Origin of the sequence: Streptomyces doebereineriae (genome assembly GCF_031845645.1) — a bacterium.
GTDB classification, from domain to species: Bacteria; Actinomycetota; Actinomycetes; order Streptomycetales; family Streptomycetaceae; genus Streptomyces; species Streptomyces canus.
This window is the reverse complement of the sequence record NZ_JAVREZ010000004.1, coordinates 165,676-181,794: the sequence shown is the minus strand read 5'-3', so window position 1 is coordinate 181,794 and position 16,119 is coordinate 165,676. Positions and strand designations below refer to the sequence as shown.

Sequence of the window (16,119 nt, the reverse complement as noted above, 5' to 3'; positions counted from 1 at the left end):
GTCAAGTGAATCGTGTGGAGGCGACCGTGAGTTCATTCGAAGGGGTGGCGAATGGTGGCGTTTCCGGGATCGCCATGGCTGGACGCGTGATCGTAGGATTACTTTGAGTGCACGAGTCCTGGGGGCACATGCACTTGTGGGTATGCCGGAGGCAAGTCGGCTCCTCGTTCGAAGGCTGGCAACTGCCGGACGAACGGCCGTATTTACCGGCATTCTGATAAGGCTTGGCGCACTCGGCGACAAGTGGTCTCAGGGATGGGGGCGTTCCAGTGGGCGGCAACAGCGGAAGCGGGACGGGCGCCGGGAGCGCCGCGCAGAGCTCCTCTCAGGCCGACAAGCGCCCCAACGAGCTGCTCACCTCCTGGTTCGTGCGCAGCGGCTGGTCGAAGGGCGAACTCGCCCGCCAGGTCAACCGCAGGGCCCGCCAGTTGGGGGCCAACCACATCTCCACCGACACCTCGCGGGTGCGCCGCTGGCTGGACGGCGAGAACCCCCGCGAACCCATCCCCAGGATCCTGTCCGAGCTGTTCTCCGAGCGGTTCGGATGCGTCGTCTCCGTCGAGGACCTCGGACTGCGCGCCGCCCGCCAGTCACCGTCCGCGACCGGGGTCGACCTGCCCTGGACGGGCCCGCAGACCGTGGCCCTGCTCAGCGAGTTCTCGCGCAGCGACCTCATGCTGGCGCGGCGCGGCTTCCTCGGGACCTCGCTGGTCCTGTCCGCGGGCCCGTCCCTCATCGAACCCATGCAGCGCTGGCTCGTCCCCGGGCCGGCCGCCACCCCGCACCGGGAACCGGACCCCGCCTCGTCCCGTCGCGTCGGCCGTCTCTCCAGGCCCGAGCTCGACCTCCTCGAGTCGACGACCGAGATGTTCCGCCAGTGGGACGCCCAGTGCGGCGGCGGCCTGCGCCGCAAGGCGGTCGTCGGCCAGCTGCACGAGGTGACGGACCTCCTCCAGGAGCCCCAGCCCGAGACCACCACCCGCAAGCTGTTCAAGGTCGCCGCCGAACTGGCGGAACTCGCGGGCTGGATGTCGTACGACGTGGGGCTGCAGCCCACCGCGCAGAAGTACTTCGTCCTCGCCCTGCACGCGGCCAAGGAGGCCGGCGACAAGCCGCTCGGCTCCTACGTCCTGTCCAGCATGAGCCGTCAGATGATCCACCTCGGGCGGCCCGAGGACGCCCTGGAGCTGATCCACCTCGCGCAGTACGGCAGCCGGGACTGCGCGAGCCCGCGCACCCAGTCGATGCTGTATGCGATGGAGGCCCGCGCCTACGCCAACATGGGACAGCCCGGCAAGTGCAAAAGGGCCGTCCGGATGGCCGAGGACGTTTTCGCCGACGCCGACGAGTGGGACGAGCCGGACCCCGACTGGATCCGGTTCTTCTCGGAGGCCGAGCTGTACGGCGAGAACTCCCACTCCTACCGGGACCTGGCCTACGTGGCCGGTCGCAGCCCGACCTACGCCTCCCTGGCCGAGCCCCTCATGCAGCGGGCGGTGGGGCTCTTCTCCGAGGACGACGAGCACCAGCGGTCGTACGCACTCAATCTCATCGGCATGGCCACGGTGCATCTGCTCCGGCGCGAGCCCGAACAGAGCACCGTACTGGTGGAACAGGCCATGCACATCGCCAAGAAGGTCCGCTCCGAGCGCGTCAACACTCGTATTCGAAAGACGGTCGACACGGCTGTACGCGATTTCGGTGATCTCGCCGAGGTCGTGGATCTCACCGAGAAGCTCGCCGTGGAACTCCCGGAGACCGCGGAAGCCGTCTGAATCCCCGGAACCCCGGCCGCGGCCGGCCCTCCCGAACTGCCCGACTCGGCTCCCCCATGCCAGGTCATCGGAAGGCCGACCGCGGTCGGTTTGACTCCTTGGGCGAAGGTTGCGCCACGATAACGATCGACGCGGCCCATATCTGCCAGTTCATCGACGCGTAACACGCAAGGCGTCTTCGTCACGGCGGCGAAACAACGAGGGGCTTCCACCGAAACCGCGCTGCGTCAATCTCATGGCGCATAACCGGCCCACCCCTCATTCCGCTCTGGCTTCGCCCGCACGGGGCCGTACCTACGACGAGGAGACGCCGATGGCACCAACCGCCATCACGCTCGCCGCAGACAAGCTGTCTGTGGCCAACACAGGCTTCATGTTGATCTGTTCCGCCCTGGTGCTGATCATGACGCCGGGTCTCGCCTTCTTCTACGGAGGCATGGTCCGCGTCAAGAGCACCCTCAACATGCTGATGATGAGCTTCATCAGCATGGGTATCGTCACGATCCTGTGGGTGCTGTACGGCTTCTCCATGGCGTTCGGAACGGACCACGGCTCGCTCATCGGCTGGGAATCCGACTTCTTCGGATGGACCGGCATCGACAAGGGCGACATCTGGTCCGGGTACACGATCCCGGTCCTCGCCTTCGCCGTCTTCCAGATGATGTTCGCCATCATCACGCCCGCCCTGATCAGCGGTGCGATCGCCGACCGCGTGAAGTTCTCCGCCTGGGCGCTCTTCGTGGCGCTGTGGGCGACGGTCGTGTACTTCCCGGTCGCCCACTGGGTCTGGGGCACCGGCGGCTGGGCCTTCGAGCTCGGTGTGATCGACTTCGCCGGTGGTACCGCGGTCCACATCAACGCGGGCGCCGCGGCGCTCGGTGTGATCCTGGTCATCGGCAAGCGCGTCGGCTTCAAGCGCGACCCGATGCGCCCGCACAGCCTTCCGCTGGTCATGCTCGGCGCCGGTCTGCTGTGGTTCGGCTGGTTCGGCTTCAACGCCGGCTCGTGGCTCGGCAACGACGACGGCGTCGGCTCGCTGATGTTCGTCAACACGCAGATCGCCACCGCGGCCGCCATGCTCGCCTGGCTCGTCTACGAGAAGATCCGCCACGGCGCGTTCACCACGCTGGGCGCCGCCTCCGGCGCGGTCGCCGGTCTGGTCGCCATCACCCCGTCCGGTGGTGCGATCACCCCGATCGGCGCGATCTGCATCGGCGCCATCGCCGGTGTCGCCTGCGCCGCGGCCGTCGGTCTGAAGTACCGGTTCAACTACGACGACTCCCTGGACGTCGTCGGTGTCCACATGGTCGGCGGTGTCATCGGCTCCCTGCTGATCGGCTTCTTCGCCAGCGGCAAGGGCCAGTCCGACGTCAAGGGCCTCTTCTACGGCGGCAACGCGGACCAGCTCTGGAAGCAGTGCGCCGGTGTCTTCGCGGTCCTCGCCTACTCCCTGATCGCCTCCGCGATCCTGGCCTTCCTGCTCGACAAGACGATCGGCATGCGGGTCACTGAGGACGAGGAGGTCTCGGGCATCGACCAGGCCGAGCACGCCGAGACCGCATACGACTTCAGCGGTGCCGGTGGCGGCGCCGCCCGGACCTCCGTCACGGCCCCGGCCGACGACGCGGGCAAGAAGGTGGACGCATGAAGCTCATCACCGCCGTCGTCAAGCCCCACAGGCTCGACGAGATCAAGGAAGCCCTCCAGGCCTTCGGGGTCCACGGCCTGACGGTCACCGAGGCGAGCGGCTACGGTCGTCAGCGGGGCCACACCGAGGTCTACCGCGGTGCCGAGTACACCGTCGACCTGGTCCCGAAGATCCGCATCGAGGTCCTCGCCGAGGACGACGACGCCGAGCAGCTGATCGACGTCATCGTCAAGGCGGCCCGTACCGGCAAGATCGGTGACGGCAAGGTCTGGTCCCTGCCGGTCGAGACCGCCGTACGGGTCCGGACGGGCGAGCGCGGCCCGGACGCGCTCTGACCGAAGAACAGAACTGGAGCTGCTGGGTGACGAGCACGGACGTGCACAAGGACGTAGAGGACTCGGGACCCAGCGGCTACGCGGCGGCCCGGCTGCGCCTCCTCCAAGAGGGGGCGCGGTCCGGGCCGCCGCGCCGTTCGGCCCTCGCCGACCTGACGGACGACTGGCTCTCGGGGCTGTTCACCGCAGGCTCCGAGGCACTGCGCGGGGTCTCCCTGATCGCCGTCGGCGGCTACGGCCGCGGCGAGCTGTCCCCGCGCAGCGACCTGGACCTGGTTCTGCTGCACGACGGCAGCGACTCCGGCGCGGTCGCCGCGCTGGCCGACCGCATCTGGTACCCCGTGTGGGACCTCGGTCTCGCCCTCGACCACTCCGTGCGCACGCCTGCGGAGGCCCGCAAGACGGCCGCGGAGGATCTGAAAGTCCAACTCGGCCTCCTGGACGCCCGCCACATCGCCGGCGATCTGGGGCTGACCGCGGGCCTGCGGACGGCGGTCCTCGCCGACTGGCGCAACCAGGCCCCCAAGCGCCTCCCCGAGCTCCAGGAACTGTGCGCCGAGCGCGCCGAGCGCCAGGGCGAACTGCAGTACCTGCTCGAACCCGATCTCAAAGAGGCCCGGGGCGGCCTGAGGGACGCCACCGCCCTGCGTGCCGTCGCCGCCTCCTGGCTGGCCGACGCCCCGCGCGAGGGCCTCGACGACGCCCGGCGCCGACTGCTCGACGTCCGGGACGCCCTGCATCTGACGACGGGCCGCGCGACCGACCGGCTCGCGCTCCAGGAACAGGACCAGGTCGCCGCCGAGCTCGGCCTGCTCGACGCCGACACCCTGCTGCGGCAGGTCTACGAAGCCGCGCGGGTCATCTCGTACGCCAGTGACGTCACCTGGCGCGAGGTGGGACGCGTCCTCAGGTCGCGTGCCGTGCGGCCACGGCTGCGCGCCATGCTCGGGGGCGGCAAACCGGCGCCAGAGAGGTCGCCGCTGGCGGAGGGCGTCGTCGAGCAGGACGGCGAGGTGGTGCTCGCCCGCGCCGCGCGCCCCGATCGCGACCCCGTGCTGCCGCTGCGTGCCGCGGCCGCCGCCGCACAGGCCGGACTCCCGCTCTCCCTGCACGCCGTACGGCGCATGGCGGCCGGAGTGCGCCCGCTGCCCACGCCCTGGCCCGCCGAGGCGCGCGAGCAGCTCGTGACCCTGCTCGGCTCGGGCCAGCCCACCATCGACGTCTGGGAGGCGCTGGAGGCCGAGGGGCTGATCACTCAGATGCTGCCCGACTGGGAGCGGGTGCGGTGCCGTCCCCAGCGCAACGCCGTGCACATCTGGACCGTCGACCGCCACCTGATCGAGACGGCCGTCCGCGCCTCGGAGTTCACCAGGCGCGTCCACCGTCCCGACCTGCTGCTCGTCGCCGCACTGCTGCACGACATCGGCAAGGGCTGGCCCGGCGACCACTCGGTGGCCGGCGAGATCATCGCGAAGGACGTCGCCGCGCGCATCGGCTTCGACCGCGACGACGTCGCCGTACTCGCGACGCTCGTACGCCATCACCTGCTGCTCGTGGACACCGCCACCCGGCGTGACCTGGAGGACCCGGCCACCGTGCGCTCGGTCGCCGAGGCGGTCGGATCGCAGGGCACGCTGGAGCTGCTCCACGCGCTGACCGAGGCGGACGCCCTGGCCACCGGTCCGGCCGCCTGGTCGTCCTGGCGGGGCTCGCTCGTCGCCGACCTTGTCAAGAGGGTGGCCGCCGTGCTCGCCGGGGACGACCTCGAGGAGCCGGAGGCCGCCGCGCCCACCGCCGAGCAGGAGCGGCTCGCCATCGAGGCGGTGGCGACCGGCAGCCCGGTGCTGTCCCTGCGCGCGCAGACCGAGCCGCCGACTCTCACGGAGGGCCAGCCCGCCGCCGACCCCGAGCCGCTCGGCGTGGAGCTCCTCATCGCCGTACCGGACCAGCCGCGCGTCCTGCCCGCGGTCGCCGGGGTGCTGGCCGTGCACCGGCTGACCGTCCGCACGGCGGAGCTGCGGGCCCTGGACCTGCCCGACGGTGTCGAGGGCTCGGTGCTCCTGCTGAACTGGCGGGTCGCCGCCCAGTACGGCTCGCTGCCCCAGGCTGCCCGGCTGCGCGCCGATCTCGTACGGGCCCTGGACGGCTCGCTGGACGTCGCCGGGCGTCTGGCCGAGCGCGACGCCGCGTATCCGAGGCGCCGGGGTGTCGTCGCGCCCGCCGCCCGCGTGACGGTCGCTCCGGCGGCCTCCCGGCATGCGACGGTGATCGAGGTGCGGGCCCAGGACGCCCCGGGACTGCTGTTCCGCATCGGGCGCGCGCTGGAGGACGCCGGGGTGCGGATGCGCAGCGCGCACGTGTCGACGCTGGGCGCCAACGCGGTGGACGCCTTCTACGTCACCGACGGCAAGGGCGCCCCGCTAGGGGCCGGCGAAGCGGCTTCCGTGGCCCGGAAGCTGGAGGAGACCTTGCGGGGCTGACCGGGGGATCCCGGCTACGTGTGTCGCCGGGATACCCTGGAGGGCGATTCCCAGCTGCCACCGACCCCGAGGACCGCGAGCGCCGTGTTCGATACTCTTTCCGATCGCCTCTCAGCGACTTTCAAGAACCTGCGCGGCAAGGGACGGCTCTCCGAGGCGGACATCGACGCCACCGCGCGCGAGATCCGGATCGCCCTTCTGGAAGCGGACGTGGCCCTGCCTGTCGTCCGGACGTTCATCAAGAACGTCAAGGAGCGTGCCCTCGGTGCCGATGTCTCGCGGGCGCTGAACCCCGCGCAGCAGGTCCTGAAGATCGTGAACGAGGAGCTCGTCACGATCCTCGGCGGCGAGACCCGACGGCTGCGGTTCGCCAAGAACCCGCCCACCGTGATCATGCTGGCGGGTCTCCAGGGTGCAGGTAAGACCACCCTCGCAGGCAAGCTCGGCCACTGGCTGAAGGAGCAGGGCCACTCGCCGCTGCTCGTCGCCGCCGACCTCCAGCGTCCCAACGCCGTCAACCAGCTCAGCGTCGTCGCCGAGCGCGCCGGTGTCGCGGTCTACGCGCCCGAGCCGGGCAACGGCGTCGGTGACCCGGTCAAGGTCGCCAAGGACTCCATCGAGTTCGCGAAGTCCAAGGTCCACGACATCGTGATCGTGGACACCGCCGGCCGCCTGGGTATCGACCAGGAACTGATGCAGCAGGCCGCGGACATCCGCGACGCCGTCTCGCCCGACGAGATCCTCTTCGTCGTCGACGCGATGATCGGCCAGGACGCGGTCAACACCGCCGAGTCCTTCCGCGACGGCGTCGGCTTCGACGGCGTGGTGCTCTCCAAGCTCGACGGTGACGCCCGCGGTGGTGCGGCCCTGTCGATCCGGCAGATCACCGGCAAGCCGATCATGTTCGCGTCGAACGGCGAGAAGCTCGAGGACTTCGACGCCTTCCACCCTGACCGGATGGCCTCCCGCATCCTCGACATGGGTGACCTGCTCACCCTGATCGAGCAGGCGGAGAAGACGTTCAGTCAGGAAGAGGCCGAGAAGATGGCCTCCAAGCTGGCGTCCAAGAAGGGCCAGGACTTCACCCTGGACGACTTCCTGGCCCAGATGGAGCAGGTCCGGAAGATGGGCAGCATCTCCAAGCTGCTCGGCATGCTCCCGGGCATGGGCCAGATCAAGGACCAGATCAACAACCTCGACGAGCGGGACGTCGACCGCACGGCCGCCATCATCAAGTCGATGACCCCGGCCGAGCGCGCCGACGCCACGATCATCAACGGCTCGCGCCGCGCCCGCATCGCCAAGGGTTCCGGCGTCGAGGTCAGCGCGGTCAAGAACCTCGTCGAGCGGTTCTTCGAGGCCCGCAAGATGATGTCCCGCATGGCTCAGGGCGGCGGCATGCCGGGGATGCCGGGTGTCCCGGGCATGGGCGGCGGCCCCGGCCGCTCCAAGAAGCAGCCCAAGAAGGCCAAGGGCAAGCAGCGCTCCGGCAACCCGATGAAGCGCAAGCAGCAGGAGCTGGAGGAGGCCGAGCGCAAGGCCGCCCAGGGGGGCAGCGCCTTCGGTGTGCCCGGCCAGCAGGCCCCGCAGGACTTCGAGCTGCCGGACGAGTTCAAGAAGTTCATGGGCTGAGTCCCGTACGACTGTGAGGGCGTCCTCCCTGCCGGAGGGCGCCCTCAGCGCGTGCCGAGGCCCGAGGTCTGCCGTAACGTCCAGGTATGAGCAATGCCGCTCCGGCGCGCAAAGCCCCCGACCAGCCCTGGCGCACCGAGGGCACCCCGGACGACGGACCCCGGCCCCCCGGCGGCAGGCGGCCGCGCGGCCGCTGGTGGGGACTGGCCGTCACCGCGGTGATCGTCTTCCTGCTGGTGTACGTCGGGCTGAACTACCTCGGCGGGGGCGACGAGCCGACGATCTCCTACACGGAGTTCAGCAGACAGGTCGACGCGGGCAACGTCGACAAGATCTACTCCAAGGGCGACGCGATCCAGGGCCAGCTCAAGCAGTCCCGGGACGATCCCGACGGCGGCGGCGACTACACCAAGTTCAGGACCCAGCGCCCGGCCTTCGCCGACGACGCCCTCTGGCAGAACCTGAGCAGACACGACGTCACGGTCACGGCGCGCCCGGTCGTGCAGCAGCGCGGTCTGCTGCCCAACCTGCTGCTCTCGCTGGTGCCGATCGTGCTCCTCGTCGCCGTGTGGATCTTCTTCGCCCGGCGGCTCGGCGGCGGCGGGGTGGGCGGTGCGGGCGGCGTGCTCGGGCGCAAGGCGCCGCCCAAGCCGGTGGGCCTGCGGCCCGGCACCCAGCGCACCACCTTCGCCGACGTGGCCGGCATCGACGAGGTCAAGGGCGAGCTGGACGACGTCGTCGACTTCCTGGAGCACCCCGACGTCTACCGCAGGATGGGCGCGAAGATGCCCCGCGGGGTGCTGCTCGCCGGTTCGCCCGGCACCGGCAAGACCCTGCTGGCGCGCGCCGTGGCGGGCGAGGCGGGCGTGCCGTTCTTCTCCGCCTCGGCCTCCGAGTTCATCGAGATGATCGTCGGTGTCGGCGCGTCCCGGGTCCGTGAGCTGTTCGCCGAGGCCCGCAAGGTGGCGCCGTCGATCATCTTCATCGACGAGATCGACACCATCGGGCGGGTCCGCAGCGGCGGCGCCTCGGTGGGCGGTCACGACGAGCGCGAGCAGACGCTGAACCAGATCCTCACCGAGATGGACGGCTTCTCGGGGTCCGAGGGCGTCGTCGTCATCGCGGCGACCAACCGCGCCGACATCCTGGACCCGGCGCTGACCAGGCCCGGCCGCTTCGACCGGGTGGTCAACGTCTCGCCGCCGGACCGCGCCGGACGCGAGGCGATCCTCGCCATCCACACCCGCGAGATCCCGCTCGCGCCCGAGGTGGACCTGGCCCGGGTGGCACGCACGACGCCGGGCATGACGGGGGCGGATCTGGCCAATCTCGCCAACGAGGCCGCGCTGCTCGCCGTGAAGCGCAAGCAGGAGCTGGTGACGCAGTCCGATCTGTCGGAGGCCTTGGAGAAGGTGCAGCTCGGGGCCGAGCGCACGCTGGTGATGCCGGAGGAGGACCGGCGCCGTACCGCGTTCCACGAGAGCGGGCACGCCCTCCTCGGCATGTTGCAGCCCGGCGCAGACCCGGTCCGCAAAGTGACCATCGTGCCGCGCGGCCGGGCGCTCGGGGTGACCATGTCGACGCCCGAGGTGGAGCGGTACGCGCTCTCCGAGGAGTACCTGCGCGGACGGATCATCGGCGCGCTCGGCGGCATGGCCGCAGAACAGGTCGTCTACGGCGTCATCACGACCGGCGCCGAGAACGACCTCGAGCAGGTCACGAACATCGCGCGCGGGATGGTCGCGCGGTGGGGGATGAGCGAGCGGGTGGGACGCCTGTCCGCCCTCCCCAGCGACGCCCAGCAGGCGTACGGCCTCGCCGCCGCTCCCCAGACCCTCGATGTGATCGACAGCGAGATGCGGCGGATCGTCGACGATTGCTACGAGGAAGCCCGCCGCAAGCTCACCGAGCACCGGGGGCAGCTGGACGCGCTGGCCGAGGCCCTGCTGGCGAGCGAGACGCTGGAGGAGGCGGACGCGTACCGGATCGCCGGGATCACGCGGCTGAAGAAGGAGACGGAGGTCTAGGGGACCCTCGCGATCAGGTACCGGAAGACGTTCGGCATCCACACCGTGCCGTCCCGGCGCTGATACGGATGCAGGGCTTCCGTCACTTCCTTGTCCACCTGTGCCCGGTCGGTCGCCTCGATGGCCGCGTCGAAGAGCCCGGTCGACAGCAGCCCCCTGAGCGCGCTGTCGAGGTCGGCGTACCCGAAGGGACAGGCCACCCGCCCCGAGCCGTCGGGCCTCAGGCCCGCCCGCTGGGCGACCTCCTCCAGATCGTCGCGCAGGGCCGGGCGCCAACTGCCCGTGCTGCGCAGCGGATCCGCCAGCTTGGTGGCCACCCGCAGCACGGACGACGTGGCGCACCGCTCCGGCGGACCCCAGCCGGCGAGCGCCACGGGCGCTCCCCGCTCGGCGAGCGGTGTCGCCGAGGCGAGAAGTTCACCGAGCCCCTCCGAGTCGCCCGCGAGACACCCGATCGGCTCGAAGGCGGTCACGAGGGTGTACGGGGGAGTGCCGGCGTCGGCGGCGTCCCCGGGGGGTCCCTCGACGAGCCGGGTGCCGGCACGCGCGCGTGTGCCCCACGTCTCCGGCAACAGCCGCTGCCGCGCGAGCGCCAGCCGTTCGGGGCAGGAGGGCTCCACACCGGCGACCGCGGCGCCTCTGGAGACCGCCATCAGCAGGGCGAGCCCGCTGCCGCAACCGAGGCCCAACACCCGTGCCGCGGGGCCCACTTCCAGTCGCTCGTAGACGGCCTCGTACAGCGGAACCAGCATCCGCTCCTGGATCTCGGACCAGTCACGCGCGCGTGCACCGAGGTCCGTACGGGATCCCTCTCCCGTATGAGACAGGTGCTGCCGCACGAGCGTAGGTGTCATGGATAAGCGCCCCAATCCGCCGAGAGTTGACTCTGTGCCCGATTCCGTAGCCCCCGTGACGTGCGCTCGCACTTCCCCCGTATGCCAGGTAACTCCGCACTCGACCGCTCGTCCAGAGGGTGAAGGGCCCTGCTTGCGGGTTGGCATGTGCCGGGGAAAAGAATTCACATCCCGGCAATCTGCGCCCGTAACATCGCGCCATGGCAAAGGCACCTGTTCTCACACCCCGGGCGGACGACTTCCCGCGCTGGTACCAGGATCTGATCAACAAGGCCGAACTGGCCGACAACGGTCCGGTGCGCGGCACCATGGTCATCCGACCGTACGGGTACGGGCTGTGGGAGCGGATGCAGGCCGAGATGGACGCGCGCATCAAGGAGACGGGCACCCAGAACGCTTACTTCCCGCTGCTGATCCCGCAGTCGTACCTGACCCGCGAGGCCGACCATGTCGAGGGGTTCGCGCCCGAACTCGCGGTGGTCACCCACGGCGGCGGCAAGGAACTCGAGGAGCCCGCGGTCGTCCGCCCCACCTCCGAGATGATCATCAACGACTACTTCTCGAAGTGGGTGCAGAGTTATCGCGACCTGCCGCTGCTGATCAACCAGTGGGCGAACGTCGTGCGCTGGGAACTCAGGCCCCGGCTCTTCCTGCGGACGACGGAGTTCCTGTGGCAGGAGGGCCACACCGCGCACGCGACCGAGGAGGACGCGCGTGCGTTCGCCTCGCACATCCACCGGCAGGTCTACGAGGACTTCATGACCAATGTCCTCGCCATGGACGTCGTCCCGGGCCGCAAGACCGTCAAGGAGCGCTTCGCCGGCGCCATCAACACCCTGACGCTCGAAGGCATGATGGGCGACGGCAAGGCCCTCCAGATGGCCACCAGCCACGAGTTGGGCCAGAACTTCGCCAAGGCCTTCAACACCTCGTACCTGTCCAAGGACGGCACGCAGGAACTCGTCTGGCAGACCTCCTGGGGTTCGACCACCCGCATGATCGGCGCCCTGGTGATGATGCACGGCGACGACAACGGCCTCCGCGTTCCGCCGAGGCTCGCGCAGACCCAGGTCGTCGTCCTCGCGATCAAGGGCGACGAGCCGGTTCTGGCCAAGGTCCGCGAGATCGGCGACCGGTTGAAGGCGGCGGGCATCCGCGTCCACATCGATGACCGCACCGACACCCCCTTCGGCCGCCGCGCGGTCGACTGGGAGCTCAAGGGCGTACCGGTCCGCGTCGAGATCGGGCCCCGTGACCTGGAGAACGGCACCGCGATGGTGGCGCGGCGGATCCCGGGGGGCAAGGAAGCGATCGCCGTCGAGGATCTCGTACGACTGCTCCCGGCCGTCCTCGAGGAGGACCAGGCGCTGCTGCTGGCCCAGTCCCGCGAGCGACGCGAGTCCCGTACGACCGAGGTGTCGACGTTCGACGAAGCCGTCGAGGCCGCTGTCGCCGGCGGCTGGGCGCGGATCCCGTGGGCCACCCTCGGCGAAGAAGGCGAGGCCAGGCTGGCCGAGCACGGGGCGACCGTACGGTGTCTGGTCGCGGAGGACGGGTCGGTGCCGAGTGCCGACGACGCGCCCGGTAACGTCGCGGTCGTCGCGCGCGCTTACTGAGGCAGGGCCCTTCCGGTGCGAGAGCGGCCGAAACGCCTCTTGCGCATCTGCGGATCACAACCGCACCGGCGCGTGGACGCGATCTACGCGCCGGGGCGTACCTCACACTACGCACCAGCTTGGTATGAGCTGCGAGGCTTCTCCGCAGATCAGCGCACCCGCCCTCGTCTCCACGCATCAGCGGCAACTGACGGGTACGTGCAAATTATTTGGGATGCCCCGGAATAGGAACACAGGGGCACCCCGGCTCGTTGTCATTACGTGAGCACGACACAGACACCACCTGTTCTCGCCGCAGAGCTGGCAGAGGCGTGGGCCGACATTCAGCGGTACCACCCCGAGCTGCCGGACCTTGCCGCGCCAGAGTCCCTGATCGGGGAGTCGTCGTCCGCGTGCGGTCACGAGCTCTCCTTCGAGCGACTGCTTCACGAGGCAGTCCACGGCATCGCCGCCGCGCGAGGCATTCGCGACACCTCCCGCGCCGGCCGCTACCACAACCGCAGATTCCTCGCGATCGCCGAGGAGATGGGCCTGGACCACCCCGAGGAGCCGCACCCGAGCAGCGGCTTCTCACTGGTCACGCTCACCCCCGAGGCGAAGCGTCGGTATCGCCCGACCATCGATCAGCTCCAGCGCGCCCTCAAGGCCCACACGGCGGCGACCTCCGCCGACACCGCCCGCTCCTTCCGGGGACCGGCGGCCCGTCACGGCTCCTCCGGAGGCGGGGTCCGCGTCAAGGCGGTCTGCGACTGCGGCCGCAATGTGAGGGTCGTCCCCTCCGTCCTGGCCCAGGCGCCGATCGTCTGCGGGGGCTGCGGCAAGCCGTTCCGCATCCCCGAGATCGTGGGCGCGGCGGCAAGCTGAGATCGCGGCTGCTCGTGGCAGTCGCGGTCTGCCCGAGGGCACCTGGAACGCCGGGTGCCCCTCGGGCATGCACGTGCGCGGCCTCGGTCCGACGTGAGCCGCGGGGTGTGGCACAATGGCTAGCTGTACTCGACAGCCGCACAGGAACCCTCTCGCCTCCGGCTGACGCGTCCATCGGGCACTCGGGTACCGCAACCCCACGCGGCAATCTCGCCGTGCCCAACCACGTCAAATCCAGGAGAATCCACTCCCGTGGCAGTCAAGATCAAGCTGAAGCGTCTGGGCAAGATCCGTGCGCCTCACTACCGCATCGTCGTCGCCGACTCCCGCACCCGCCGTGACGGCCGTGCGATCGAGGAGATCGGCCTGTACCACCCGGTGCAGAACCCCTCGCGCATCGAGGTCGACGCCGACCGTGTGGCGTACTGGCTCGGTGTCGGCGCGCAGCCGACCGAGCCCGTGCTCGCCATCCTGAAGAAGACCGGCGACTGGCAGAAGTTCAAGGGCGAGCCCGCCCCGGCTCCGCTGCTCCAGCCGGCCGAGAAGGCCGCGCGTCCCTCGTTCGAGGCCCTTGGTGGCGACGACGAGGGCAAGGGTGAGGCCATCACCCAGAAGAAGAAGACCGAGAAGAAGGACGAGGCCGCGGCCGAGTCCGGGTCGACCGAGGCCTGAGCATGCTCGAGGAGGCTCTCGAGCACCTCGTGAAGGGCATCGTCGACAACCCTGACGATGTGCAGGTCGCCTCGCGCAACCTGCGCCGCGGGCGCGTTCTCGAGGTCCGGGTGCACCCCGACGACCTCGGCAAGGTGATCGGCCGCAACGGCCGCACCGCGCGTGCCCTGCGCACCGTCGTGGGCGCCATCGGCGGCCGCGGTGTTCGCGTCGACCTCGTCGACGTCGACCACGTCCGCTGACGTCAAACGCAGCACCGGCTCGGGCCGGGGAGGGCCATCGGGCCGTCCCCGGCCCGTAGTCGTATGACAGGAGAGCAAGCACAGTGCAGCTGGTAGTCGCACGGATCGGCCGCGCCCACGGCATCAAGGGCGACGTCACCGTCGAGGTACGAACCGACGAGCCCGAACTCAGGCTCGCCCCCGGCGCCGTCCTGGCCACCGACCCGCCCTCCACGGGGCCGCTCACCATCGAGACCGGCCGCGTCCACAGCGGCCGTCTCCTCCTGCGCTTCGAGGGCGTGAAGGACCGCACCGCCGCCGAGGCCCTCCGCAACACCCTCCTGATCGCCGAGGTCGATCCGGAGGAGCTGCCGGAGGAGGAGGACGAGTACTACGACCACCAGCTGATGGACCTCGACGTGGTCACCGCGGACGGCGTCGAGGTGGGCCGGATCACCGAGATCTCGCACCTGCCCTCCCAGGACCTCTTCATCGTCGAGCGGCCCGACGGCAGCGAGGTGATGATCCCGTTCGTCGAGGAGATCGTCGCCGAGATCGACCTGGCGGAGCAGAAGGCGGTCATCACGCCACCGCCCGGGCTGATCGACGACCGCGCCGAGATCGCGTCCTCCCGGGACTCCGAGGACGAGTCCTGATGCGGCTCGACGTCGTCACGATCTTCCCCGAGTACCTCGAACCCCTGAACGTCTCCCTGGTCGGCAAGGCACGCGCGCGTGGGCAGCTGGACGTGCACGTCCACGATCTGCGCGCGTGGACGTACGACCGGCACAACACCGTCGACGACACCCCGTACGGCGGCGGCCCGGGCATGGTCATGAAGACCGACCCCTGGGGGGACGCGCTGGACTGCGTGCTCGCGGACGGCTACGAGACGGGCTCCCACGCGCCCACGCTCATCGTCCCCACCCCGAGCGGCCGCCCCTTCACCCAGGAACTCGCCGTGGAGCTCTCCGAGCGCCCCTGGCTGATCTTCACTCCGGCGCGCTACGAGGGCATCGACCGCCGGGTGATCGACGAGTACGCCACCCGGATGCCCGTCCACGAGGTGTCCATCGGCGACTACGTCCTCGCCGGCGGCGAAGCGGCCGTACTGGTGGTCACCGAGGCCGTGGCCCGGCTGCTGCCCGGTGTGCTGGGCAACGCCGAGTCGCACCGGGACGACTCCTTCGCACCCGGAGCGATGGCGAACCTGCTCGAAGGCCCCGTCTACACCAAGCCGCCCGAGTGGCGCGGCCGCGGCATCCCGGACGTGCTGCTCAGCGGGCACCACGGCAAGATCGCCCGCTGGCGCCGCGACGAGGCACTCCGGCGTACGGCGGCCAACCGGCCCGATCTCATCGAGCGCTGTGACCCGGGGGTCTTCGACAAGAAGGACCGCGAGATGCTCTCCATCCTGGGCTGGGCGCCGGACCCGGCGGGGGAGCCGTACGGCCGATTTTGGCGCAGGCCACAAGCCGTGGAAGAATAGGCCGCTGTTGTGCGTCGTCCGGCGTGCGCCCCTGCCACAGGGGGACACGACGCCCGCCCCGGCACGGACAGCCTCCTCACGAAACCTAGCTACCGCCGATGACCTGTGGCATGGGCGAAGAAAGCAGACGAAATGTCTCACCTGCTCGACTCCGTCGACTCCGCGTCGCTGCGCAGCGACATCCCGGCCTTCCGCCCGGGTGACACCGTCAACGTCCACGTGCGCGTCATCGAGGGCAACCGCTCCCGTGTGCAGCAGTTCAAGGGCGTGGTGATCCGTCGCCAGGGCGCCGGTGTCCGCGAGACCTTCACGGTCCGCAAGGTCTCGTTCTCCGTCGGCGTCGAGCGCACCTTCCCGGTGCACACCCCGATCGTCGAGAAGATCGAGCTCGTCACCCGCGGTGACGTGCGTCGCGCGAAGCTGTACTACCTGCGCGAGCTCCGCGGCAAGGCCGCGAAGATCAAGGAGAAGCGCGACAACTGAGCGCTTTTCGGAGGTCACAGCGG

General features: G+C 70.1%; 14 protein-coding genes. 13 read left to right on the top strand and 1 reads right to left on the bottom strand.

Annotated elements, in window-relative coordinates:
* Positions 1–269 precede the first annotated feature (269 nt).
* The 6 genes from nsdA to ftsH all read left to right on the top strand — a co-directional run bounded on the left by nsdA (position 270) and on the right by ftsH (position 9,897).
* Positions 270–1,775 (top strand): transcriptional repressor NsdA, encoded by a 1,506-nt coding sequence (gene nsdA, locus RNB18_RS13750; protein ID WP_311714396.1) that lies wholly within the window; start codon positions 270–272, stop codon positions 1,773–1,775.
* 313 nt (positions 1,776–2,088) lie between these two features.
* Positions 2,089–3,423, top strand: a complete 1,335-nt coding sequence (locus tag RNB18_RS13745) for an ammonium transporter (protein WP_311714395.1) — start codon at positions 2,089–2,091, stop codon at positions 3,421–3,423.
* Positions 3,420–3,758: a P-II family nitrogen regulator gene (locus RNB18_RS13740; protein WP_003997576.1), complete on the top strand. Its 339-nt coding sequence runs from the start codon at positions 3,420–3,422 to the stop codon at positions 3,756–3,758. The genes RNB18_RS13745 and RNB18_RS13740 overlap by 4 nt, the downstream gene beginning before the upstream one ends.
* A gap of 26 nt (positions 3,759–3,784) precedes the next feature.
* Positions 3,785–6,238 carry a [protein-PII] uridylyltransferase gene (locus RNB18_RS13735; protein ID WP_311714394.1) on the top strand — a complete coding sequence of 818 codons (2,454 nt, stop codon included), beginning with the start codon at positions 3,785–3,787 and terminating at the stop codon, positions 6,236–6,238.
* Positions 6,239–6,322: 84 nt separating this feature from the next.
* Positions 6,323–7,870: a signal recognition particle protein gene (ffh, locus tag RNB18_RS13730; RefSeq protein WP_311714393.1), complete on the top strand. Its 1,548-nt coding sequence runs from the start codon at positions 6,323–6,325 to the stop codon at positions 7,868–7,870.
* Positions 7,871–7,956: 86 nt separating this feature from the next.
* Entirely contained in the window at positions 7,957–9,897 is a 1,941-nt protein-coding gene (gene ftsH, locus RNB18_RS13725; protein WP_311714392.1) for an ATP-dependent zinc metalloprotease FtsH, read from the top strand.
* Here ftsH and RNB18_RS13720 read toward each other — a convergent pair.
* Entirely contained in the window at positions 9,894–10,751 is an 858-nt protein-coding gene (locus tag RNB18_RS13720; RefSeq protein ID WP_311714391.1) for a class I SAM-dependent methyltransferase, read from the bottom strand. The two genes, ftsH and RNB18_RS13720, sit on opposite strands and share 4 nt — an antisense overlap.
* 200 nt (positions 10,752–10,951) lie before the next feature.
* Here RNB18_RS13720 and proS point away from each other — a divergent pair, with 200 nt between their 5' ends.
* The 7 genes from proS (at position 10,952) to rplS (ending at position 16,096) form a co-directional block, all read left to right on the top strand.
* On the top strand, positions 10,952–12,367 hold the full coding sequence (gene proS / locus RNB18_RS13715; RefSeq protein WP_311714390.1) for a proline--tRNA ligase: 1,416 nt from the start codon (positions 10,952–10,954) through the stop codon (positions 12,365–12,367).
* 261 nt (positions 12,368–12,628) lie between these two features.
* Positions 12,629–13,231, top strand: coding sequence for a hypothetical protein (locus tag RNB18_RS13710; RefSeq protein WP_266559152.1), 603 nt, complete (start codon positions 12,629–12,631; stop codon positions 13,229–13,231).
* Between the two features lie 252 nt (positions 13,232–13,483).
* Positions 13,484–13,903, top strand: a complete 420-nt coding sequence (rpsP, locus tag RNB18_RS13705; protein ID WP_311714389.1) for a 30S ribosomal protein S16 — start codon at positions 13,484–13,486, stop codon at positions 13,901–13,903.
* Positions 13,904–13,905: 2 nt separating this feature from the next.
* Complete coding sequence (locus tag RNB18_RS13700) at positions 13,906–14,145, top strand: RNA-binding protein (protein ID WP_003973401.1); 240 nt, start codon at positions 13,906–13,908, stop codon at positions 14,143–14,145.
* A gap of 83 nt (positions 14,146–14,228) precedes the next feature.
* Complete coding sequence (rimM, locus tag RNB18_RS13695) at positions 14,229–14,780, top strand: ribosome maturation factor RimM (RefSeq protein WP_266527566.1); 552 nt, start codon at positions 14,229–14,231, stop codon at positions 14,778–14,780.
* Positions 14,780–15,613, top strand: coding sequence for a tRNA (guanosine(37)-N1)-methyltransferase TrmD (gene trmD / locus RNB18_RS13690; RefSeq protein WP_311714388.1), 834 nt, complete (start codon positions 14,780–14,782; stop codon positions 15,611–15,613). The genes rimM and trmD overlap by 1 nt, the downstream gene beginning before the upstream one ends.
* 132 nt (positions 15,614–15,745) lie before the next feature.
* A complete protein-coding gene (gene rplS / locus RNB18_RS13685) occupies positions 15,746–16,096 on the top strand; it encodes a 50S ribosomal protein L19 (protein WP_013000407.1) in 351 nt (116 codons plus the stop codon).
* Positions 16,097–16,119: the final 23 nt, after the last annotated feature.